This is a genomic window from Sphaerisporangium sp. NPDC005289 (assembly GCF_040607455.1).
Taxonomy (GTDB): domain Bacteria; phylum Actinomycetota; class Actinomycetes; order Streptosporangiales; family Streptosporangiaceae; genus Sphaerisporangium; species Sphaerisporangium rhizosphaerae.
The window spans coordinates 79,232-99,581 of record NZ_JBEXGS010000008.1 but is presented as its reverse complement, the minus strand read 5'-3'; the positions used below and the strand labels follow the sequence as shown (position 1 = coordinate 99,581).

General features: G+C 71.6%; 16 protein-coding genes. 8 read left to right on the top strand and 8 right to left on the bottom strand.

Annotated elements, in window-relative coordinates; genetic code table 11:
- The first annotated feature begins 183 nt into the window (after positions 1–183).
- Entirely contained in the window at positions 184–1,872 is a 1,689-nt protein-coding gene (treS, locus tag ABZT47_RS16135; RefSeq protein ID WP_354841727.1) for a maltose alpha-D-glucosyltransferase, read from the top strand.
- A 159-nt stretch (positions 1,873–2,031) separates the two neighbouring features.
- Here the strand turns inward: treS and ABZT47_RS16130 are convergent, their stop codons facing one another.
- The 4 genes from ABZT47_RS16130 to ABZT47_RS16115 form a co-directional block, all read right to left on the bottom strand.
- Positions 2,032–2,886: an SAM-dependent methyltransferase gene (locus ABZT47_RS16130; protein ID WP_354841724.1), complete on the bottom strand. Its 855-nt coding sequence runs from the start codon at positions 2,884–2,886 to the stop codon at positions 2,032–2,034.
- A gap of 165 nt (positions 2,887–3,051) precedes the next feature.
- Positions 3,052–5,334, bottom strand: a complete 2,283-nt coding sequence (locus tag ABZT47_RS16125; RefSeq protein WP_354841722.1) for an FtsX-like permease family protein — start codon at positions 5,332–5,334, stop codon at positions 3,052–3,054.
- Positions 5,335–5,490: 156 nt separating this feature from the next.
- A complete protein-coding gene (locus ABZT47_RS16120) occupies positions 5,491–6,261 on the bottom strand; it encodes an ABC transporter ATP-binding protein (protein ID WP_354841720.1) in 771 nt (256 codons plus the stop codon).
- Between the two features lie 33 nt (positions 6,262–6,294).
- On the bottom strand, positions 6,295–6,801 hold the full coding sequence (locus ABZT47_RS16115; RefSeq protein WP_354841717.1) for a PadR family transcriptional regulator: 507 nt from the start codon (positions 6,799–6,801) through the stop codon (positions 6,295–6,297).
- A gap of 132 nt (positions 6,802–6,933) precedes the next feature.
- On the opposite strand from ABZT47_RS16115, the gene ABZT47_RS16110 reads away from it, so the two are divergent.
- From ABZT47_RS16110 to ABZT47_RS16090, 5 genes are all read left to right on the top strand, one after another.
- Positions 6,934–8,193 (top strand): ABC transporter substrate-binding protein, encoded by a 1,260-nt coding sequence (locus ABZT47_RS16110; protein ID WP_354841715.1) that lies wholly within the window; start codon positions 6,934–6,936, stop codon positions 8,191–8,193.
- 83 nt (positions 8,194–8,276) lie between these two features.
- Complete coding sequence (locus ABZT47_RS16105) at positions 8,277–9,602, top strand: ABC transporter substrate-binding protein (RefSeq protein ID WP_354841712.1); 1,326 nt, start codon at positions 8,277–8,279, stop codon at positions 9,600–9,602.
- A gap of 257 nt (positions 9,603–9,859) precedes the next feature.
- Positions 9,860–11,164, top strand: a complete 1,305-nt coding sequence (locus ABZT47_RS16100) for a sugar ABC transporter permease (RefSeq protein ID WP_354842354.1) — start codon at positions 9,860–9,862, stop codon at positions 11,162–11,164.
- Entirely contained in the window at positions 11,161–12,063 is a 903-nt protein-coding gene (locus ABZT47_RS16095; RefSeq protein ID WP_354841710.1) for a carbohydrate ABC transporter permease, read from the top strand. Before ABZT47_RS16100 ends, ABZT47_RS16095 begins: the two co-directional genes overlap by 4 nt.
- Before the next feature lie 103 nt (positions 12,064–12,166).
- Positions 12,167–12,844 (top strand): uracil-DNA glycosylase, encoded by a 678-nt coding sequence (locus tag ABZT47_RS16090; protein WP_354841707.1) that lies wholly within the window; start codon positions 12,167–12,169, stop codon positions 12,842–12,844.
- A 134-nt stretch (positions 12,845–12,978) separates the two neighbouring features.
- Here ABZT47_RS16090 and ABZT47_RS16085 read toward each other — a convergent pair whose 3' ends face one another.
- Both ABZT47_RS16085 and ABZT47_RS16080 read right to left on the bottom strand, forming a co-directional pair.
- Positions 12,979–14,877, bottom strand: coding sequence for a HAMP domain-containing sensor histidine kinase (locus ABZT47_RS16085; protein ID WP_354841704.1), 1,899 nt, complete (start codon positions 14,875–14,877; stop codon positions 12,979–12,981).
- A gap of 10 nt (positions 14,878–14,887) precedes the next feature.
- A complete protein-coding gene (locus ABZT47_RS16080) occupies positions 14,888–15,613 on the bottom strand; it encodes a response regulator transcription factor (protein WP_354841702.1) in 726 nt (241 codons plus the stop codon).
- A 172-nt stretch (positions 15,614–15,785) separates the two neighbouring features.
- Between ABZT47_RS16080 and ABZT47_RS16075 the strand changes: the two genes are divergently transcribed.
- Positions 15,786–16,433 (top strand): hypothetical protein, encoded by a 648-nt coding sequence (locus tag ABZT47_RS16075; RefSeq protein ID WP_354841700.1) that lies wholly within the window; start codon positions 15,786–15,788, stop codon positions 16,431–16,433.
- 261 nt (positions 16,434–16,694) lie between these two features.
- Here ABZT47_RS16075 and pgm read toward each other — a convergent pair whose 3' ends face one another.
- Together pgm and ABZT47_RS16065 are read right to left on the bottom strand one after the other, a co-directional pair.
- A complete protein-coding gene (gene pgm, locus ABZT47_RS16070) occupies positions 16,695–18,344 on the bottom strand; it encodes a phosphoglucomutase (alpha-D-glucose-1,6-bisphosphate-dependent) (RefSeq protein WP_354841698.1) in 1,650 nt (549 codons plus the stop codon).
- Between the two features lie 107 nt (positions 18,345–18,451).
- Positions 18,452–19,471: a winged helix-turn-helix transcriptional regulator gene (locus ABZT47_RS16065; protein WP_354841695.1), complete on the bottom strand. Its 1,020-nt coding sequence runs from the start codon at positions 19,469–19,471 to the stop codon at positions 18,452–18,454.
- A gap of 64 nt (positions 19,472–19,535) precedes the next feature.
- Between ABZT47_RS16065 and ABZT47_RS16060 the strand changes: the two genes are divergently transcribed.
- Positions 19,536–20,348 (top strand): ABC transporter permease, encoded by an 813-nt coding sequence (locus ABZT47_RS16060; protein WP_354841692.1) that lies wholly within the window; start codon positions 19,536–19,538, stop codon positions 20,346–20,348.
- Positions 20,349–20,350: the final 2 nt, after the last annotated feature.

Here is a 20,350-nt window from a genome sequence, read left to right as displayed (position 1 = left end):
TCCACTGATCGACTCCGAGGGACCCTAATGGCCTGCTAGTCTTCGGCGAAACAGCGCCGAAACACGCTGAGCACCGAGCCACCCCTTCGGTGACGGCGTCGGGCGGGAGCCGCAGGGATGACGGCTCCGTCGGCGCGAGCCCCTGTGTTGTACCGCCCTACTCCCTTGATGCGAGCGATACCTATGAGCGCTTCACCATGCCCGGAATCCGTTTCTGAAGACTTCATCTCATCCGACCCCCAGTGGTACAAGAGAGCCGTCTTCTACGAAGTGCTGGTCCGCGGCTTCCGCGACTCCAACGGCGACGGCACCGGCGACCTGCGCGGGTTGATCGAGAAACTCGACTACCTGCAGTGGCTGGGCGTCGATTGCCTGTGGCTGTTGCCGCTGTACGAGTCGCCGCTGCGCGACGGCGGCTATGACATCGCCGACTACATGAAGATCCTCCAGGAGTTCGGCGACCTGGCCGACTTCGTGGAGTTGATCGAGCAGGCGCACAAGCGGGGCCTGCGCATCATCACCGACCTGGTGATGAACCACACCAGCGACAAGCACCCCTGGTTCCAGGCGTCCCGGCACGACCCCACCGGCCCCTACGGCGACTTCTACGTCTGGTCGGACGACCCCACGCGCTACCCCGACGCGCCGATCATCTTCGTCGGGGCCGAGGAGTCCAACTGGACCTACGACCCGGTGCGCGGGCAGTACTACTGGCACCGGTTCTTCCACCACCAGCCCGACCTGAACTACGAGAACCCCGCCGTCCAGGACGCCATGCTGGAGGTCCTGCGGTTCTGGCTCGACCTGGGCATCGACGGCTTCCGCCTGGACGCGGTGCCCTACCTGTTCGAGCGCGAGGGCACGGCCTGCTCCGGCCTGCCCGAGACCCACATCTACCTCAAGCGCGTCAGGGCCGAGGTGGACCGCCTGTACCCCGACCGGGTGCTGCTGGCCGAGGCCAACGGCTGGCCCGAGGACGTCGTGGAGTACTTCGGCGACCCGACGACCGGCGGCGACGAGTGCCACATGGCCTTCCACTTCCCGCTGATGCCGCGCATCTTCATGGCGGTGCGCCGCGAGTCGCGCGAGCCGATCTCCGAGATCATGTCGCGCACCCCCAAGCTCCCGGAGAACGCTCAGTGGGGCATCTTCCTCCGCAACCACGACGAGCTGACCCTCGAGACGGTGACCGAGGAAGAACGCGACTATATGCACGCGGAGTACGCCAAGGACCCGCGCATGCGCGCCTACCTGGGCATCCGCCGCCGCCTCGCGCCGCTGCTGGAGAACGACCGCGACCAGATCGAACTGTTCACCGCGCTGCTGCTGTCCATGCCGGGCTCCCCCGTCATGTACTACGGCGACGAGATCGGCATGGGCGACAACATCTGGCTGGAGGACCGCGACTCGGTCCGCACGCCGATGCAGTGGAGCCCGGACCGCAACGCCGGCTTCTCCGGCGGTGACCCCGGACGGCTGTACCTGCCGGCCGTCATGGACCCGATCTACGGCTACCAGGCCGTCAACGTCGAGGCCCAGATGAAGAGCGGCTCGTCGCTGCTGCACTTCACCAGGAAGATGCTGGCGGTGCGGCGGGAGCACCCGGTGTTCGGCACCGGCGCCTACACCGAGCTGTGGTCGCCGAACTACAGCGTGCTGGCCTTCGTCCGCGAGGAGGGCGACGACCGCATGCTGTGCGTGAACAACCTCTCCAAGCACCCTCAGCCGGTCGAGCTGGACCTGCGCCGGTTCACGGGCATGACGCCGGTCGAGTGCCGGGGCGGGGTGAGCTTCCCGGTCATCGGCGAGCTGCCCTACCTGCTGACGCTGCCCGGGCACGGCTTCTACTGGTTCTCGCTCACCCGCCCCTAGAAGACGGCCCTGGAAGAGTGGGGGAAGCGCCGACGGCTTCTCCCACTCCGAGGCGGACCGGCCTCGGGCGCCGGGCCCGCGGGGTGACGGCTCCGGCCCCGCGATCGTCGAAGAAGAAGCCGGCGCGAGGGCGCCGGCTTCGTCCCAGGATGCGGCGGGTTACGGCTTGCGGGCGACGGCGCCGCTGAAGGTGTAGTAGGTGGCCGAGCGCTCCCAGGACTCCCCGGGGTCGGCGCGCCAGTCCGCGAGCGGCACCAGGCCGGGCTCCAGCAGCTCGAAGTCGCCGATGAAGCCCATGAGCTCCTCGCGGGTGCGCCACCTTCCGGTGCCCAGGTGCTCGTTGAAGACCTTCTCCATGACCTCGGCCTGCTTGTGCGACTCAGGGTGCTCGTCCTGCGCGTCGAAGAAGTTCGACATGGCCAGGAAGCTGCCCGACGGGAGCGGGTCGCGCAGCCGGGCGGCGATGCTCCACGGGTCCTCGTCGTCGTTCAGGTGGTGCAGGATGCTGAACAGCAGCAGGCCGACCGGTTCGCTGAAGTCGATGAACCTTTGCAGCGTGGCGTTGGCGTAGATCGCCTCCGGCTCACGGACGTCGGCCTGGATGACGGTGGTGGTGTCGTTGGTGGCCAGCAGTGCCCGGCCGTGCGCGAGGACGATCGGGTCGTTGTCCACGTAGACCACGCGCGCCGCCGGGTCGACCTCCTGGGCGATCTGGTGGACGTTGCCCTGGGTGGGCAGGCCGGATCCGAGATCGATGAACTGGCGGATGCCCTCTTCCGCGGCCAAGTAGTGCACGGCCCGTCGCAGGAACCGCCGGTTGGCCTGGCCGGCCTCTTTGGCGTCGGGGACGATGCTCAGCGTCATCTCGCCGATCTGCCGGTCGACGGCGAAGTTGTCCTTGCCGCCCAGGAAGAAATCGTAAACACGGGCGATACTCGGCTTGGAGGTGTCTATTTCGGGCGGCAGCCCGGCATCGTCGCTCTTGGCCCAGTTCCAGTCTTCACGATCGGACACGCTCATCCCCACCCTGTCTCCACCGGCCCGCGAAACGCACCAGGATCGAGGCATATGTTAGCGCGCACAACTAGATTTATCTGGATATCGCCACTGAGTCACCGATAACACCCTGACGTCGGGGAAGAATGGATGGCCACCGGCGGTTGAATCGCGGTACCCGCTCTAACGCGGGGTCACCGGGACCCTGGCGCGGGCGGCCTTACGGGCGGGGATCAGGGCCACCAGCAGGGACGCCCCGATGGCTGTGACCATGGTCAGCAGCAGCGTCGCCGGCCCGGGCGCCCGTCCGATGCCCGCGCCGATGCCGCTGGCCGCGCCCTGCAGGTCGATCAGGCCGGAGGAGACCAGCGCCCCCGCCGCCGCGCCCACGCCGACGCCGAGCGCCACCAGCAGCCCCGTGCCGGTCACCAGCGTGCCCATGACCTGGCGCGGGGTCAGGCCCATGGCCTTCAGCACCGCCAGGTCCCGGGCGTGGTCGCGCAGCCCCACGGCGCTCGCCGTCAGCAGGTTGGCCAGTCCCAGCAACGCCAGCACCGCGACGAGCGCCACGATGATCACCCGGATCACCGACAGCCGGTCGGCCGGATTCACCGCCTGCGACACCTCAAGGCCCTGTTCCTGCAGGCGGGCGCGCACGCCGGCCGGGTCGGCGCCGTGCCGCAGCGCCAGGCTGTAGTACTGCGGCGGCAGCGCGTCCTTGGGCGCCAGGGTGTCCAGCGGCACCGAGAGCACCTCGCCGTCCTGCTCGGGCTCCAGCACCCGCCCGACGATGCGGACGATCAGCGGGGTGCCGCCGATGGTCAGCCGGGTGCGGTCGCCGATGCGCACGTGCAGCAGGTCGAGCAGGCCCTGCCCGGCCACGGCCTCGCCCCGGTCGCGGTACAGCCGGCCCTCGACCACCGAGTACGGGTAGGGGTCGGTGACCGTGCCGAGCGCGCGGGTGCGCACCGTGCGCGTCTGCCCGGGGACCAGCGCGTCGACCTCCGTCCCCGGATAGGCCGCCACCACGTCGGCGTCGGCCAGCGCGCGCCGGCCGGCGTCCGTCGCGGGCACGCTCCCCGGCCGGACGGTCAGGACGGCGGCCTGGCCGACCTGTTCCGGATGGGCCTTAAAGCCGTCCAGCGTCGCCCACACGCCGAGGCCGATGGTGATCAGCATCATCGGGATGGCCAGCCCGAACGCCGTCAGCAGCGCCGGCAGCCTGCGGGTGAAGGCGTCTCTGGCTCCGAGCACCAGCGCCGGCGGCAGCCGTACCAGCAGCGCCAGACGGGCCATGCGCGACAGATGGCCGCGCGGCGGGGTCACCGGCGCGGCCGGGAGCGGCGGCGTGCGGCCGCCGCGCCAGGCGGGCAGCCAGACCGCGACCAGCACCACCAGCGCCGTGCCGAAGGCGATCGCCAGCAGCGGCGCCGAGGACAGCGGCACCACCACCGTGTCCGCCAGCGCGTAGGCGGTGATCAGCCGGCCGATCAGCACCCCGGCCGCGATGCCGGCCATCCCCAGCGTGCCGTGCTCGACGACGAGCATGCGGACGACCTGGCGGCGGGTGAACCCGAGGGATTTAAGCGTCGCGATGTCGCGCCGCTGGGTGAGCACCCGCGCGCCGGTCGCGTTCGCGATGGCCAGCGCCGCCGCCACCAGCCCGGCGACGCCGAACAGCGCCAGCAGCACGCCCAGCAGCCGGTTGTCCAGCTCCATCGACGCCTGTACCTCACGCCAGGTCGACACGCGTTGCACCTGGCCGGCCAGCTTGGTGATCGTGCGCTGGACGATGAGCGAGGTGTCGTCCGGGTCGGCCAGGCGAAGACCGGTCACCGACTCGCTGCGGCCGAGCGCCGGCTCGACCTGCTCCAGCGTCGCGGCCAGGGTCCAGGCGACGCCCGGCGTCCATTCGGGGTAGAAGCCCTGGTCGCCGCTCTCGGCCAGCCCGATCACCCGCAGGCCGTGCGTGGCGCCGTTCAGGCCGATGACCGTGAACGGGCCGCCGGTGCGCAGCCCGGCCGCGCGGGCGAAGGAGCGCTCGACGACCACGCCGTTGGCGTCTCCCGGGTCGAGCCAGCGGCCCTCCCGCAGGACGGGCCGGCCCACCGAGGGCAGGACGGCGCTCATCTCCTGCAGGGCGACGGGCGTCTTCTTCCCGCCCTGGACGAGCGTCGCGGGCGCGCTGCGGTACGGGCCCGCCACGTCGGTGACGCCGTCCAGCGCCTTGAGCGCCGCCGGGTCCGGGGCGTCCCTGGTGTGCAGCCAGACGTGCGCGCCGTTGCCCCGCGTGAACAGGCCCCGCCAGGGATTGGTGCCGTCCTCCAGCAGGGTGGCGGCGGTGATCAGCGCGGTGACGATGCCGGCGACCACCAGCACGGTGAGCACCGCCTGCGCCCGCCGCGCCCGCAGATCGGCCCTGATCCACCGCCTCTCGGCCGTGTTAATGGCGCTCGCTCCGCTCACGCGGGGCGAGACCGCCCTTGAGCCGGCGATCTGCGGTCGTCAGCCGAAAGCACTCGTTCCTCGCACTTCCGCCTTCCTCCCTTAGATCACCGGCGCGGCCTCGCCCGTGCTCATGGCGATCATTCACTCGGGCGAAAGGAGAGACCCCATCTTCTCTCATCCGCGCAGCTCCACGACGTCGCCGGGGCCGCCCTTGCGGCGGCGCACCGGGGCGATGGCGCCGTCGTCGACGACCTGGCCGTCCAGGAGGGTGACGACCCGGTCGGCCAGGCCGGCGACGCGGGCGTCATGGGTGACCATGACGATCGTCTGGCCCTGCCGGTGGACCTGGCCGAGCAGGCGCAGCACGTCGCGGGTGTTGCGGCTGTCGAGGTTGCCGGTGGGCTCGTCGGCCAGCAGGACCTGCGGCTGGTTGGCGAGCGCGCGGGCGAGGGCGACGCGCTGCTGCTCGCCACCGGACAGCCGGCCCGGCGCGGAGTCGGCCTTGTCGGTGAGGTTCAGCTCGCACAGGAGGTATTCCCTGCGCTCGCGCGCGTGCTTGGGGGACGCGCCGGCCAGCAGGGCGGGAAGCTCGACGTTGTCGGCGACGGTCATGTTGTCGACGAGGTTGAAGAACTGGAAGACGAAGCCGATCTTCTGGCGGCGCAGGATGGCCCAGGCGCTCTCGTTGAGGGTGTCGGCGCGCTGGCCGTCGATCCAGATCTCGCCGCTGGTGCGGGTGTCCAGGCCGCCGAGCATGTGGACCAGCGTCGACTTGCCCGAGCCTGACGGCCCCATGATGGCCACGAACTCCCCGCGCTCGACCCGCAGGTCGACGCTCCGTACGGCGGGCACCGGCAGGCCGCCGGTCTGGTAGATCTTCACCAGGTTGACCGTGTGCAACGCGGGCGTCGCCGGGTGGGGCGGGCCGGGGGGCGCGGTGGTCACTGGTCACTCACCACTTTTCCTTGGTTCACTTCGTCAGAGCAGATCCTCCTGGCAGCGCTCCAGCCAGTCGAGATCCGCCTGGAGATGGAGCATGGCGCCTTCGATCAGCAGGTGCGCCGGGCGGTTGTCCTGATCGGTCTGTTCGGCGAGTTCTACCAGATCGCGCATGATAGCGAGGTAATGCCGGCGCTGCCGGTTGATCAGCGCCATGCGGTCGGCGATGCCGGTCATGGGGGCGAGCACGAGCTTCATGAAGAACTCGTCCCTCACCCGCGGCCCTTCGGTGGGCGAGTCGACCCACTCGTCCAGCGCCTCGCGGCCCTGGGCGGTGCAGTAGTAGACCTTCTTGTTCGGGCGGTTGGACTGCTCGACGTCGACGCTGCGGATCAGGCCGTCCTTCTCGAGCCTGCCGAGGGTGACGTAGATCTGCCCGATGTTGGGCGATGGGTAGGCGGTGCCGAAGATCTGTTCGAGCGCCTGTTTCAGCTCGTACCCGTGGGCAGGTTCCTTCGCCAGGAGCGCCAGCAGCTGGAGCCGCACGCCCCACCTCCCTCGGGCCTCGCGTTACCTATGTGTTACGGACCAATCCGTTGACGTCCACATTATCGCTATGCATAACATGCATGCATCTACATAACACGCATGTAACCCAATCAACATCCGGAGGACACGTTGCGCCGCCTGGCCCCTGTACTCGTCGCAGCGCTGCTGGTCAGCGGCTGCGCCGGGCTGGGCGAGGGCGACGCGGTGCAGACCGGGGGCACCGACGGCACCGGGCCGATGACCTTCGCCACCGGGCGCGACACCACCGGCTACATGCAGCCCCTCATCGACAAGTGGAACCGGGAGCACCCCAAGGAGCAGGTCAGCCTCCTGGAGCTGCCCGAGGCCGCCGACGAGCAGCGGGCGCAGATGGTGGCCAACCTCCAGGCCAGGAGCGAGCGCTACGACGTGCTCGGGCTCGACGTGGTCTGGACGGCGGAGTTCGCCGACGCGGGCTGGATCGTCCCGCTCGACCGCAGCATGTTCCCCCTGGACAAGCTGCTGCAGCCGGTCGTGGACACCGCCCTGTACCAGGGCAAGCTCTACGCGGTGCCCTACACCAGCAACGCGGGGCTGCTCTACTACCGCAAGGACATCCTGTCCGCCGAGCACCTCAAGCCGCCGAAGACCTGGGCCGAGCTGCGCGAGCAGGCCGTCCGCCTCGGCAGGAAGTACAAGCTGGACGGCTACGCCGGCCAGTTCCTGCCCTACGAGGGCCTCACCGTCAACTTCGCCGAAGCCGTGCAGTCGGCGGGCGGCGAGATCCTCAGCCCGGACGGCACCAGGGTCACCCTCGACCTCCGTACCGCCGCCACCGGGCTGGACTTCCTGGTCGGCGGGCTGCGCCAGGGCTGGATCCCGCAGGAGTCCCTCTCCTACAAGGAGGAGGAGTCCCGGCTGGCGTTCCAGCAGGGCAAGCTGCTGTTCGCCCGCAACTGGCCGCACGCCTACGGGCCGGCCACCCGGTCCGGCATCGCCGGCAAGTTCGCGGTGACCCGGCTGCCCGGCCTCGACGGGCCGGGGTCGAGCACGCTCGGCGGGCTCAACCTGGCCATAAGCGCCTACTCCAAGCACCAGAAGTCGGCGCTGGACTTCATCCGCTACTTCACCGGCCTGGCCAACGAGCGCAGCGTGCTCACCGAGGGCTCCTTCCCCCCGGTGTGGGCCGAGCTGTACGACGACCCGGCCCTCATCAGGCGTTATCCGTATCTCCCGGTGCTCAAGCAGAGCATCATGTCCGCCCGGCCCCGGCCGGTCTCCTCCAAATACGACCAGGTCAGCCTGGTGATCTCGAGCGCCGTCTCCGACGCGCTCAACCTCAGGAAACCCAGCGACGAGACCGTCGCGACCCTGAAGCAACAGCTCAGCGAGATCATTCGCACCCCATAGAGCGAGGGCGATCCCCCCGCGCATCCCTTCATCCCAAAAATCCGATATTCGCTTTCTGGGCCTCAACAGGAGGTAGCACCATCATGCGTGCCAAGACGACTGCGGTGGTGGCCGGGCTCATGCTCGCGGCCACCGCGTGCGGCGGTCAGTCCGGCGAGACCACGCCTTCCGCCAGCGCCGGCGGCAGCAGCGCCCCGGCCGCCAAGTCCCTCGCGGGGACGACGATCGAGATCGCGGCCAAGTGGACCGGCGACGAGCAGAAGTACTTCCAGAAGGTGCTCACCGCCTTCGAGGAGAAGACCGGCGCCAAGGTGACCTACGCCTCGACCGGTGAGGACACCGGCGCCTACCTCGGCCCGCGCATCCAGGGCGGCAACCCGCCGGACGTCGCGGTCCTGCCGCAGCCCGGCCTGGTGCAGCAGTACGCCGACCAGCAGGCCCTGAAGCCGCTGTCGACCGAGGTGCAGGCCCAGATCGACCAGAACTACACCCCGTACTGGAAGAGCCTCGGCTCGGCCGGCGGCCAGGTGTACGGCGTGCTGGTCAAGGCCGCGCACAAGTCCATGATCTGGTACCGCGCCCCCGCCTTCGACGACGCCGGCGCCCAGCCCGCGACCACGTGGGACGAGCTGATCACCAAGACCGCCCAGACGCTGGCGGACTCCGGCACCGCCCCGTTCGCGCTGTGCGCCGCCTCCGGCTGGACGCTCACCGACCTGTTCGAGAACGTCTACCTCTCCACCGCGGGCCCGGACAACTACGACAAGCTGTCCAAGCACGAGATCCCGTGGACCGACGCCTCGGTGACCACCGCGCTGGAGAAGATGGCGCAGATCTTCGGCAAGAAGGAGTTCATGCTCGGCGGCTCCTCCGGCGCCCTGCAGACCGACTTCCCGACCTGCGCCACCCAGGTCTACGGCCAGAAGAAGGCCGCCATGGTGATCGAGGCCGACTTCGTCGCCTCCTCGGCCGTCCAGTCCGGCGCCAAGGTCGGCGAGGACGCCAAGATCATGCCGTTCCCGAAGGCCGGCGACACCGCCCCGGTGGTGCTCGGCGGCGACGTCGCGGTGGCGATGAAGGACTCCAAGGGCGCCATGGCGCTGCTGGAGTACCTCGCCTCCGCCGAGGGCGGCTCGATCTGGGCGAAGAACCCCGGCTACCTGTCCCCGAACCGCAACGTCTCGCCCGACAACTACCCTGACCCGCTGACCAAGCAGCTCGCGCAGACGATCATCTCGGCCGGCGAGGCCGTCCGGTACGACATGTCCGACCTGGCGCCGAGCGCCTTCGGCGGCACCGACGGCAAGGGCGAGTGGAAGGACCTGCAGGACTTCCTGCGCGACCCCAAGGACATCAAGGGCGCGCAGGAGAAGCTCGAGGCCGACGCCGCCAAGGCCTGGAAGAAGTAGGGACGCAGGCCGTGACCGAACGGTTGGACGGCCCGCAGACCCCGCGCGGCGACGACGAGGTCGTCGCCCGCGGGGCCTCCCCCGGACCAGAAGAGACCCCAGAAGAGACCAGGGAACAGACCACGGCGAACGACCTGACCGGTCCCGCCGCGCAGGCCGGGAAAGCGCATCCCGCGCTCGAGGACGTGGCCTCCGGTGAGGACGGCACGACGAGCGCCGCGCCGCCGGAGCTCGCCACGGGCAACGCCGCGCCCAAGGTGGCCTACGGCCGCTCGGGCAACCTCGGCCCCTCGCCCAAGGCGGCCGCGCTGTTCCTGCTCCCGGCGTTCGTCCTGCTCGGCGCCTGGGTGGTCTACCCGATCATCTACTCCATCATCCGCAGCCTGTACGACGCCAACGGCGGCACGTTCGTCGGCCTTTCGAACTACGGCGCCATCTTCAGCGACTCGGGCACCCTCACCACGATCAGGAACAACCTGATCTGGGTCGTCGTCGCCCCGAGCCTGGTCACCGTCCTCGGCCTCATCTTCGCGGTGCTGACCGAGCGGGTGCGCTGGGCGACCGCGTTCAAGCTGGTCGTGTTCATGCCCATGGCGGTGTCGCTGCTCGCCTCCGGCGTCATCTTCCGCCTGGTCTACGAGCAGGACCCCGACAAGGGCGTCGCCAACGCCATCATCACCTCGGTGCACGACGTGTTCGCCTCCAGCAGCGGCTACCCCGGCGCGCGTCCCCGGGAGAACGACCAGGCGCCGGTGGTGGCGGACAAGGGCGCGGTGCTCACCCGGCAGCCCGCCCAGGCGGGGCAGCAGGTCATCATCCCGCTGGTGGGCATGAAGCCGGACGCCCTGCCCGCGGGCGCCGCCAAGGCCAAGCCCGCCGCCGCCGCGCCCGGAGAGCTGTCCGGCACGGTCTGGCTGGACTTCACCCCCGGCGGGGGGACGGTCAACCAGATCGACGGCAACGAGAAGGGCATGCCCGAGGTGACCGTCGAGGCGGTCTCGGGCGGCGCGGTCAAGGCCACCGCCACGACGGCGGCCGACGGCACCTTCCACTTTTCCGGGCTCCCCGCGGGCTCCTACCAGGTGCGACTGCCGCAGTCGAACTTCGCCCAGCCGTTCGGCGGGCTCACCTGGCTCGGCCCCGCACTGATCACTCCGGCCATCATCGGCGCGTTCATCTGGGTGTGGGCCGGGTTCGCCATGGTGCTGATCGCGGCGGGCCTGTCGGCCATCCCGCGTGACGCCCTGGAGGCGGCCCGCATCGACGGCGCGACCGAGTGGCAGGTGTTCCGCCGCATCACCATCCCACTGCTGTCCCCGGTGCTGCTCGTCGTCCTGGTCACGATGATCATCAACACCCTGAAGGTCTTCGACCTGGTCTTCGTCATCGCCCCGGGATCGGTGCAGCCGAACGCCAACGTCATCGCGCTGGAGATGTGGCGGGTCTCCTTCGGCGGCGGCGGGAACCAGGGACTGGGGAGCGCGCTGGCGATCTTCCTGCTCGTGCTGGTCCTGCCATTCATGATCATTAATATCCGGCGGTTCCGGAGGGAGCAGGCATGACGACCCTCACCGCGTCCCAGCCTGGCACGACCAGCAACGCCGGCGCGCTCCGGCGCGGGATGCTCTCCCGGATCATCGACCGGGCCGGCGGCGGGCTGGTCCAGCTCGTCCTGATCGTGCTCGCCCTGTTCTGGCTGCTGCCCACGCTGGGCCTGCTGGTGGTGTCGCTGCGCGGCGACACCGACAACAACTCCAGCGGATGGTGGACCTTCTTCACCAAGCCCGCACAGCTCACCTTCGAGAACTACAGCAACCTGCTGGCGACCGGGTTCACCTCGTCGTTCTGGAACACCGTGGCGATCACGGTGCCCGCGACCATCCTGGTCATCGGGTTCGCCGCCATGGCGGGGTACGCGTTCGCCTGGATCGAGTTCCCCGGGCGCGACGCGCTGTTCATGGTGGTCATCGCCCTGCTGGTGGTGCCGATCCAGATCGCGCTGATCCCGATCGCCAAGATGTACGGGGCGGTGGGCATCTTCGGCTCCATCCCGGGCGTGGTGCTGTTCCACGTCGCGTTCGGACTGCCGTTCGCCATCTTCCTGCTGCGCAACTTCTTCGTCGGCATCCCCAAGGAGCTGCTGGAGGCCGCGCGCATGGACGGCGCGGCGGAGTGGAAGATCTTCGCGACGGTGGTGTTCCCGCTGGCCAAGCCGGCGGTCGCCTCCCTCGGCATCTTCCAGTTCCTGTGGGTGTGGAACGACCTGCTCGTCGCGCTGGTCTTCGCCGACACCGACGCCCAGCCGATGACCAAGGCGCTGCAGTCGCAGATGCGGCAGTTCGGGACCAACGTCGACATCCTCGCGCCGGGCGCCTTCCTGTCGCTGATCATCCCGTTGGTGCTGTTCTTCTCCTTCCAGCGGTACTTCGTCCAGGGCCTGCTCGCCGGCTCGGTGAAGTAACCGCCCTCCGGGTGCCCGTCTCGCGGGGGCAGATGGGCACCCGGGCTCGCCGGTCGGCCGGGAAGGGCACTCGGGGGCGCCGCCACGCGGCTAAGATCCCGGCATGACCGCTCGTCCATTAACCGAAGTCGTCGAGTCCGGGTGGGCCTCCGCCCTGGAGCCGGTCGCCCAGCGCATCTCGACGCTCGGCGACTTCCTCCGCCAGGAGATCGCCGAGGGCCGGCAGTACCTCCCCGCCGGGCAGAACGTGCTCAGGGCCTTCCAGCAGCCCTTCGACCAGGTGCGCGTGCTCATCGTCGGGCAGGATCCCTACCCGACGCCGGGCCATCCCGTCGGCCTGAGCTTCTCGGTGGCCCCGGACGTGCGCCCGATCCCGGGCAGCCTGGTCAACATCTTCAAGGAGTACACCGCCGACCTCGGCCACCCGCAGCCCTCCAACGGCGACCTCACGCCCTGGACCGAGCAGGGGGTGCTGCTGCTCAACAGGGTGCTCACCGTCGCCCCCGGCAAGCCCGCCTCCCACCGGGGCAAGGGGTGGGAGCAGGTCACCGAGCAGGCCATCCACGCCCTGGTCGCCCGCGGCACTCCGCTGGTCGCCATCCTGTGGGGCCGCGACGCCCGCTCGCTCAAGCCGATGCTCGGCCCGGTGCCGTGCGTGGAGTCCGCGCATCCGAGCCCGCTGTCGGCCCGCAACGGCTTCTTCGGCAGCCGGCCCTTCAGCCGCGCCAACCAGCTCCTGGAGCAGCAGGGCGCCACCCCCGTCGAGTGGAAGCTCCCCTGACGGCCACGCCTTCCCGCGATCCCGCCACCTGACCGCCCCGGACCTCGGCGATACCGCCCTGACCGCCCCTGCCCTCAGCCATCCGGCCGGGTGACCTCCGTCCCGCCTGCCACGGCGGGCGGGGTTCGTCCGGGTCAGCCTCCGGCCGGGAGCCGGAGGGTGAAGACCGAGCCGGCGCCCGGCTCGCTCACGACGGTGGCCGAGCCGCCGTGCGCCTCGGCGAGCTTGCGGACGATGGCGAGGCCGAGCCCGCTGCCGCCGGTGCGCCGGTTGCGCGACCTGTCCGCGCGCCAGAACCGCTCGAACACCCGCGCGAGGTCCTCCGGCGCGATGCCGCAACCGGTGTCGGCGACCTCGATCACCACCTGCCCGTCCCCGCCGCGGGCGCGCAGGCCGACCGTTCCCCCGGCGGGGGTGTGCCGCACCGCGTTGGACACCAGGTTGCCGACCGCCTGGCGCAGCCGCACCGGGTCGGCGACCAGCGCGGGCTCGCCGTCCACCTCGGCCGACAGCGTGACGCCCGCCGCCCTCGCCGTCTCCCGGTGCATGGTGGCCACCTGCTCCAGCAGTTCGACCGGCTCGATGGGCTCCTTGTGCAGCGCCAGCTCGCCGGCGTCCGCCTCGGCGAGGTCGCGCAGGTCGTCGATGACGTGCTGGAGCAGCAGGGCCTCCTCCAGCAGCGAGGACACCAGCGCCCCGTCGGGGTCGGCGATGCCGTCCTGGGTCGCCTCCAGCCAGCCGCGGATGTTGCTCAGCGGGGTGCGCAGCTCGTGGGCGACGTCGCTGACCATCGCCGTGCGCAGTTCCTCCAGCCGCTCGCGCCGCTCGGACATGGCGTTGAAGGCCGCCGCGAGCGCGCCGATCTCGTCCCCGCCGGTCACCGCGACGCGGGCGGTGACGTCCCCCTCCTCCATGCGCCGCGCCGCGCCGGTCAGCGCGCGCAGCGGCCGGACGAGCCGGACGCCGGCCAGCGCGGTCACGGTCACGGTGGTCAGCAGCACCAGCGCGGCGACCCCGGCGATGCGCGTCTGGTTGGCCGGGGACAGATCGAAGATCGTCGAGGCGTCCGCGCCGCGGCTGCTGACGAACAGCAGGGCGGTCGGCGCCACGTACGGCGCGAGCTGCTCGCGGCGGCTCGCGGCGATGCACCCGGGTACGTACTCGCCCGACACCGGGACGGCGCCCGCCTTCGACGCGGCGCGCGCGACCGCCGCCACCCGCGCGGGAGGGATCTGCGGGGCGGGGCCGGGCAGCGGGGTCCAGGTGAAGTCCAGGCCCAGCCGCACCTCCGGCGCCCGGCGGCGGGCCAGGCAGGTGTTGACCAGCTTGGTGAGCCGGCCGAGCGCCGCGGCCTCGGTCGGGGTGGGCCTGTCCAGCGCCTGGCTGCCGCACTGTGTGCCGAGGCCGGGGCCGACGTCGTGGGTCTCCACGCGCGGGCGGCCGCTCGGCCCGTACACGATCTCCGCGGGGGCGCCGAACACCGTGCGCAGACAGCTCACCCGCTGCTCGGCCGCGGCGCGGAGCCGCCGCCGCTCCCCCGCGGGCAGCCGGAACGGGCCGACGGCGCGCGGGTCGATGCGGCCCGACTCCGCGCCGGCGGCGAGCGCGGTGTCGGCGAGGGCGGTGTCGATGGCGAGCGGCTCGATGACGGCCGCCGGGCGGGCCGGCAGCGTGAACGGGCCGCGGTCGGAGTCCAGGAGGGTCCTGCGGTCCTCGGTGGTCAGCGTGATCCGGCGTCCGATGCGCGCCGCCAGACGGGCCACGGTCGGCCCGGCGCCGTCCCAGGAGGTGTGGCCGGCCGCGTAACCGAGCAGCGCGTCGTACACCCGCGCGTCGTCGGCCAGCGCCTGGCCCTGCTCCTGCCTGATCGCGACGCTCGTGCTGCGGACGGTGAGCCAGGCGGTCGCCGCGATCGAGCACAGCGACACCAGCACCGAGACGGCCAGCAGCCGCACCAGCAGGCTCCGCCGCAACGGCACCTCACGCGCGGCCCGTCCCGCCTCCGGCGGCACCCGGCCGCCTCGCCGGATCACGCGGGGCGCCTCAGGCATCGCCCGATGACCGCCCGCCCACGGCGGCCAGCTTGTAGCCGACCCCGTAGACGGTGACCAGCCGCACGGGCGCGCGCGGGTTCGGCTCGATCTTCTTGCGCAGGTTCATGACGTGCACGTCGACCGTGCGGGAGGTGATGTAGCGGTCGAACCCGTGCAGGTGGCCGAGGATCTGCTGCCGGGTGAACACCCGGTCCGGCTGGGACGCCATCAGTTCCAGCAGCTGGAACTCCCCGGGAGTGCACTCGACGGGCGCGCCGTCCACGCGCACCTCGTGGCGGGCCGGGTCCACGCTGAGCCCGCCTGCGCGCAGCGGCGGGGCGGCGGCCGGCGAGGGCGCGGCGGCGGCCGCCGTCCGGGTGCGCCGCAGCAGCGTGCGGACCCGGGCCATCAGCTCGCGCGGGCTGTACGGCTTGGTCATGTAGTCGTCGGCGCCGAGATCCAGGCCGAGGAGCAGGTCGTCCTCGGTGGCGCGGGCGGTCAGCATCAGCACCGGCAGGTCGGACTCGGCGCGCAGCACGCGGCACACGTCGAGCCCGTCGACTCCTGGCATCATGACGTCCAGCACGAGCAGGTCGGGGGCACGGTCGCGGACGGCGTCCAGCGCGGCCCGGCCGTCGTGCACGGCGACGACCTCGTGGCCCTCGTGTTCGAGATAGCGGCGGACCAGCTCGGCCTGTTTGACGTCGTCCTCCGCGACCACGACATAAGCGCACATATCGCCGAGCTTAGGCGAGCCGGCCCACGCCCTTCCCCCGCTTCGTCACGGCCCTCCCGCAGCTCACAGGATGACCATCACCTGCTGACACCTTCCTGACATTCGGCCGGCGCCACCGGAAGCTGATCGGTCCCTGACAGGTTCCTCATATCCGGCGTGCAGGGTCTGCCCCATGAATCACACCGCTCCCACCCAGCTCCGCCGCCGCCCGGCGAGGCGCGGCGCGCTCGCCGCGACGGCGCTCGCCGGACTGTGCCTGGTGACCGCCGCCTGCGCGGACGCCTCCGCCGCCGCACGCGACCCTCGCCCCGCCCCGGTGGCGGCCTCCGCCGGCCCGGCCGCGGCCCCTGCCGCGTCCGCGCCGTCGAGCGCCGCGCCGCGCGCCGGGGACGCGCACGGCGAGCGTCCCCAGCTCCGCCTCGACAGCACCACGGAGGAGGTGTACAGGTACCGCAAGGCGTACGCGGAGTGCCTGAAGGACAACGGGATGCCGCAGAGCGCCGGCACCTACACCCCGGCCCAGGAGTCCGCCTACCAGGCCGCGCGCAAGGCGTGCCAGGACAAGGTCCCGCTGCTGCCGCCGGAGCTGGACCCCAAGCAGAACCCGCACTACGCGGCCTCCGTGCGCGTCCAGGTGAAGTGCATGCAGGAGTACGGCTTCAAGGTCCACCTGGTCCCGGCCCCCGCCTCCGACCCCAACGCGCTCGGCTGGACCTACGACGAGCTCCCCGGGGACGACGTGGACATCGACAAGATCCAGAACGAGTGCCGCGCGAAGGGCTTCGGCGGCGGCGCGGCCATCACCCCCGGCCCGGCGTGACCCCTCCGGCCACGTGACCCTTCCGGCCGCGCGGCCGTTCAGGTCAGGTGACCGGTTCCAGGCGTGCGCCCCATCCGGCCGCGCGGCCGTTCAGGCCATGAGAATTCCGGCCCGCGCGGCCGTTCAGGTCAGGTGACCCGTTCCGGGCGTGCGCCCTTCCGGCCGCGTGACCCGGCGCGCGGGCAGGCACCCGGCCCGCGCGCCGACCCTCGTGAGGACCCCCAGGGGGGCGGGTCCTCAGGCGGGCCCCCAGGGGGGCCTTCAGGAGGTGGCGCGGTCGAGGGCGGCGCCGACCAGGGCGCGGGCCTCGACCTGGACCTCGGCCAGGTGGTCGGGGCCCTTGAAGGACTCGGCGTAGATCTTGTAGACGTCCTCCGTCCCCGACGGGCGGGCGGCGAACCAGGCGTCGGCCGTCGCGACCTTGATCCCGCCGAGGGCGGCCCCGTTGCCGGGGGCCGAGGTCTGCACGGCGGTGACGGGGGCGCCGGCGAGCGTGTCCGCCGTGACGTCGCCGGCCGACAGCCGGGCGAGCACGGCCTTCTGCTCCCTGGTGGCGGGCGCGTCCACCCGCGCGTACGCCGGGTCGCCGAACCGGGCGGTCAGGTCGGCGTAGTGCTCGCTCGGGGACCGGCCGGTCACCGCGACGATCTCCGAGGCCAGCAGCGCCAGGATGATGCCGTCCTTGTCGGTGGTCCAGACCGAGCCGTCGCGCCGCAGGAAGGACGCGCCGGCGCTCTCCTCGCCGCCGAAGCCGAGCGAGCCGTCGAGCAGGCCGCCGACGAACCACTTGAAGCCGACCGGCACCTCGTACAGCTCACGGCCGAGGTCGGCCACCACGCGGTCGATCATGCCGCTGCTGACCATGGTCTTGCCGACCCGCGCGCCCGACGGCCATCCGGGACGGTGGGCCCACAGGTAGGAGATGGCGACGGCCAGGTAGTGGTTGGGGTTCATCAGCCCGCCGTCGGGGGTCACGATGCCGTGCCGGTCGGCGTCGGCGTCGTTGCCGGTCGACACCTGGAAGGCCGTCCGGCCGGCGATGAGCGAGGCCATCGCGTACGGCGACGAGCAGTCCATGCGGATCTTGCCGTCCCAGTCGAGCGTCATGAACCGCCAGGCGGGGTCGACCTCGGGGTTGACCACGGTGAGGTCGAGCCCGTGCCGCTCGGCGATCTCGCCCCAGTACGCGACGCTGGCGCCGCCGAGCGGGTCGGCGCCGATGCGCACCGACGCGCCGCGGATCGCCTCGACGTCGATCACCGAGGGCAGGTCGTCGACGTACGCGCCGAGGAAGTCGTACCGCCCGGTGGTGTCGGCGGCCAGGGCCCGCGTGTAGGGGATCCTGCGGACCTCCTTCAGGCCGTCGGCGATCAGGGCGTTCGCCCGGTCCTGTATCCAGGAGGTGGCGTCGGTGTCGGCGGGGCCGCCGCTCGGCGGGTTGTACTTGTAGCCGCCGTCGGCGGGCGGGTTGTGGGACGGGGTGACCACCACGCCGTCGGCCAGGCCGGAGGTGCGGCCGCGGTTGTGGGTGAGGATGGCGTGCGACACCGCGGGCGTCGGGGTGTAGCCGTCCCGGTCGTCGATCAGGACGGTCACGCCGTTGGCGGCGAAGACCTCCAGGGCCGAGACCCGGGCGGGCTCGGAGAGCGCGTGGGTGTCGATGCCGAGGAAGAGCGGGCCGTCGGTGCCCTGTGCCGCGCGGTACTCGCAGATGGCCTGGCTGGTGGCCAGGATGTGCTCCTCGTTGAAGGCCGTGGCCAGTGAGGACCCGCGGTGACCCGAGGTGCCGAAGGAGACCCGCTGCTCCGCGCGGCCGGGGTCGGGGCGCAGGCTGTAGTACGCCGTCACGAGACGGGCCACGTCCACCAGGTCGGATGCCTGCGCCGGCTGCCCAGCGCGCTCGTGCACCATGAGAACTCCTCGTCTCACCGCTCTACGGTCAGGGGGGCACTACCCGCGAGAGATCCCGTTCATCCGGGAATCGCCGCTCATGGATGGCGCCTCGCGGCCGATGGTACTCAAGCGCCGCCCGGCGCCCCATCACCCGCCCGCGCCGCCGAGACGATCTTCATGGCCGCGTGGCCCGCCTCCTCGACGGCGGCGGGGATGTCGAGCACGGGATAGATCACGTGGTGCACCGTCCGGGCGCGGTCCACGATCAGGATCAGGCGCTTGAGGCGGAGGGTCTGCCCGGCGCGGAAGGTCGGCAGCCGCAGCGCCGCGGCGAACTGCGCGTCCATGTCCGACAGCAGCGGGAAGGTCAGCCCCTCGGCCCGCGCGAAGGCCTCCTGCTCGTCGGGGCGCTGGGTGCTGACGCCGTGGACGGCGACGCCCTCGGCGGCGAAGGCCGGCTGGACGTCGCGGAACAGCCGGTTCTCCAGCGTGCAGCCGACCGCGCCCGGCAGCGAGCCCCAGTAGGGCGGCAGCGGCGCGGGAACGCCGGTCGCCGGATAGGCGAACAGCACCGTGGCCGCGGCGTCCGCCACCACGTCGAGCGGCGCCGGGGACGCCTCACCGCCAGGCTTCCCGGACGCACCCGCCGGCACCGGGGACGTCTCACCGCCGGGCCTCCCGGACGCGCCCGCGGGCACCCGGGCGTCCGGCGGTGGGAGGGTGGCAGGGAGAGCGAGCGGGTGGGGGACGCGGGAGCCGAGCAAGCCGTGGACGCGGCCGGCCTCGGCGCTGTCGGGCTCGGCGGTGCCGGTGAGGGCGCCGTCGGCGAGCAGCCAGCGGTCGGCCCAGTCCTGCATCGAGATGAGCACCGGCGCGAGCGCCCGCCCGGTGCCGGTCAGGACGTACTCATGCCGCGCCGGGCCGCTCTGGTAGGGGCGCCGGTCGAGCACCTGGTGCTCGACGAGATGCCGGAGCCGTTCGGTCAGCACCTTGCGGGAGATGCCGAGCTCGGCGAGCAGCTCCTCGAAGCGGTGGTGGCCCCGCGTCACCTCGCGGACGATCAGCAGGCTCCACCAGTCGCCGATCACCGCGGCGGCCTGCGCGATCGCGCACTGGAGATCGTGCCCGCGAGGTTCCCGTGCCATGCGGCCACTTTACGCCCTCAGCGGGTCTCTGATAGAAACTAATCAGTTTCTAAAGGAGACTTATATGCTCAGCCCCCCGGCACGCGTCCTCTGGGCGACCTTTCTCCGCACCTGGACGATCACCAGGCGCGCCTATCCGTGGTCGTACTTCGTCGGCACGCTCATGCTCGGCGTGTTCACCGTCGGCCTCGCCCACCTCGGCCTCGCGGCCATCGGCGGCGGCCGGGTGGCAGGCGACTTCGCCGCCACGACCGGCTCGGCCGACTACCTCGGATACATCACCGTCGGCGCCGCGGCGTTCATGTTCACTACGCACGGCGTCCTGTGGGTGGCCAAGGCCCTCATCCAGGAGCAGCGCGAGGGGACGATGGGAGCGCTGCTGGTCGCGCCCGCCGCCCGCCTGCCCTACCTGCTCGGCTTCGCCGCGTTCGCCTTCACCGCCATCGTCCTGGAGGTGGCCGTCCTGCTCGCCTGCGCGCTGGCGCTCGGCGTGCGCCCGTCGGCGAGCGGCGCCGCGGGCGCCCTGACCGCGCTGCTCACCCTGGCCGTGGCGGTGTTCGGCATGTCCATGGTGCTGAGCGCCGCGATGATCGCCGCGGGCGAGGCGCACATCACGCAGAACACCGTGTTCTTCGCCATCGCCCTGCTGTCCGGCTTCACCTTCCCCCGCCAGGACCTGCCGGCGGCACTCCAGTGGCTCGGCGAGCCGGTGCCCACCACCGCGGCCATGGACGTCGTGCGCGGCGTCTTCACCAGCGGAACGGGCGCGCCGCCCGGCCGGCTCGCCGTCGCCCTCGCCCTCGGCTGCGCCTACGGCGTCGCCGGACTGCTGTGGCTGCCGCGCGCCGAACGGCGCGCGATGGAGAGGAGCTACTGATC

What these genes read in the sequence shown, in the direction of transcription:
- treS (WP_354841727.1), top strand. Translation starts at nt 184, where the DNA reads ATGAGCGCTTCACCATGCCCGGAATCCGTTTCTGAAGACTTCATCTCA.
- ABZT47_RS16095 (WP_354841710.1), top strand. Translation starts at nt 11,161, where the DNA reads ATGACGACCCTCACCGCGTCCCAGCCTGGCACGACCAGCAACGCCGGC.
- ABZT47_RS16060 (WP_354841692.1), top strand. Translation starts at nt 19,536, where the DNA reads ATGCTCAGCCCCCCGGCACGCGTCCTCTGGGCGACCTTTCTCCGCACC.
- pgm (WP_354841698.1), bottom strand. Translation starts at nt 18,344, where the DNA reads ATGGTGCACGAGCGCGCTGGGCAGCCGGCGCAGGCATCCGACCTGGTG.
- ABZT47_RS16075 (WP_354841700.1), top strand. Translation starts at nt 15,786, where the DNA reads ATGAATCACACCGCTCCCACCCAGCTCCGCCGCCGCCCGGCGAGGCGC.
- ABZT47_RS16090 (WP_354841707.1), top strand. Translation starts at nt 12,167, where the DNA reads ATGACCGCTCGTCCATTAACCGAAGTCGTCGAGTCCGGGTGGGCCTCC.
- ABZT47_RS16065 (WP_354841695.1), bottom strand. Translation starts at nt 19,471, where the DNA reads ATGGCACGGGAACCTCGCGGGCACGATCTCCAGTGCGCGATCGCGCAG.
- ABZT47_RS16080 (WP_354841702.1), bottom strand. Translation starts at nt 15,613, where the DNA reads ATGTGCGCTTATGTCGTGGTCGCGGAGGACGACGTCAAACAGGCCGAG.
- ABZT47_RS16105 (WP_354841712.1), top strand. Translation starts at nt 8,277, where the DNA reads ATGCGTGCCAAGACGACTGCGGTGGTGGCCGGGCTCATGCTCGCGGCC.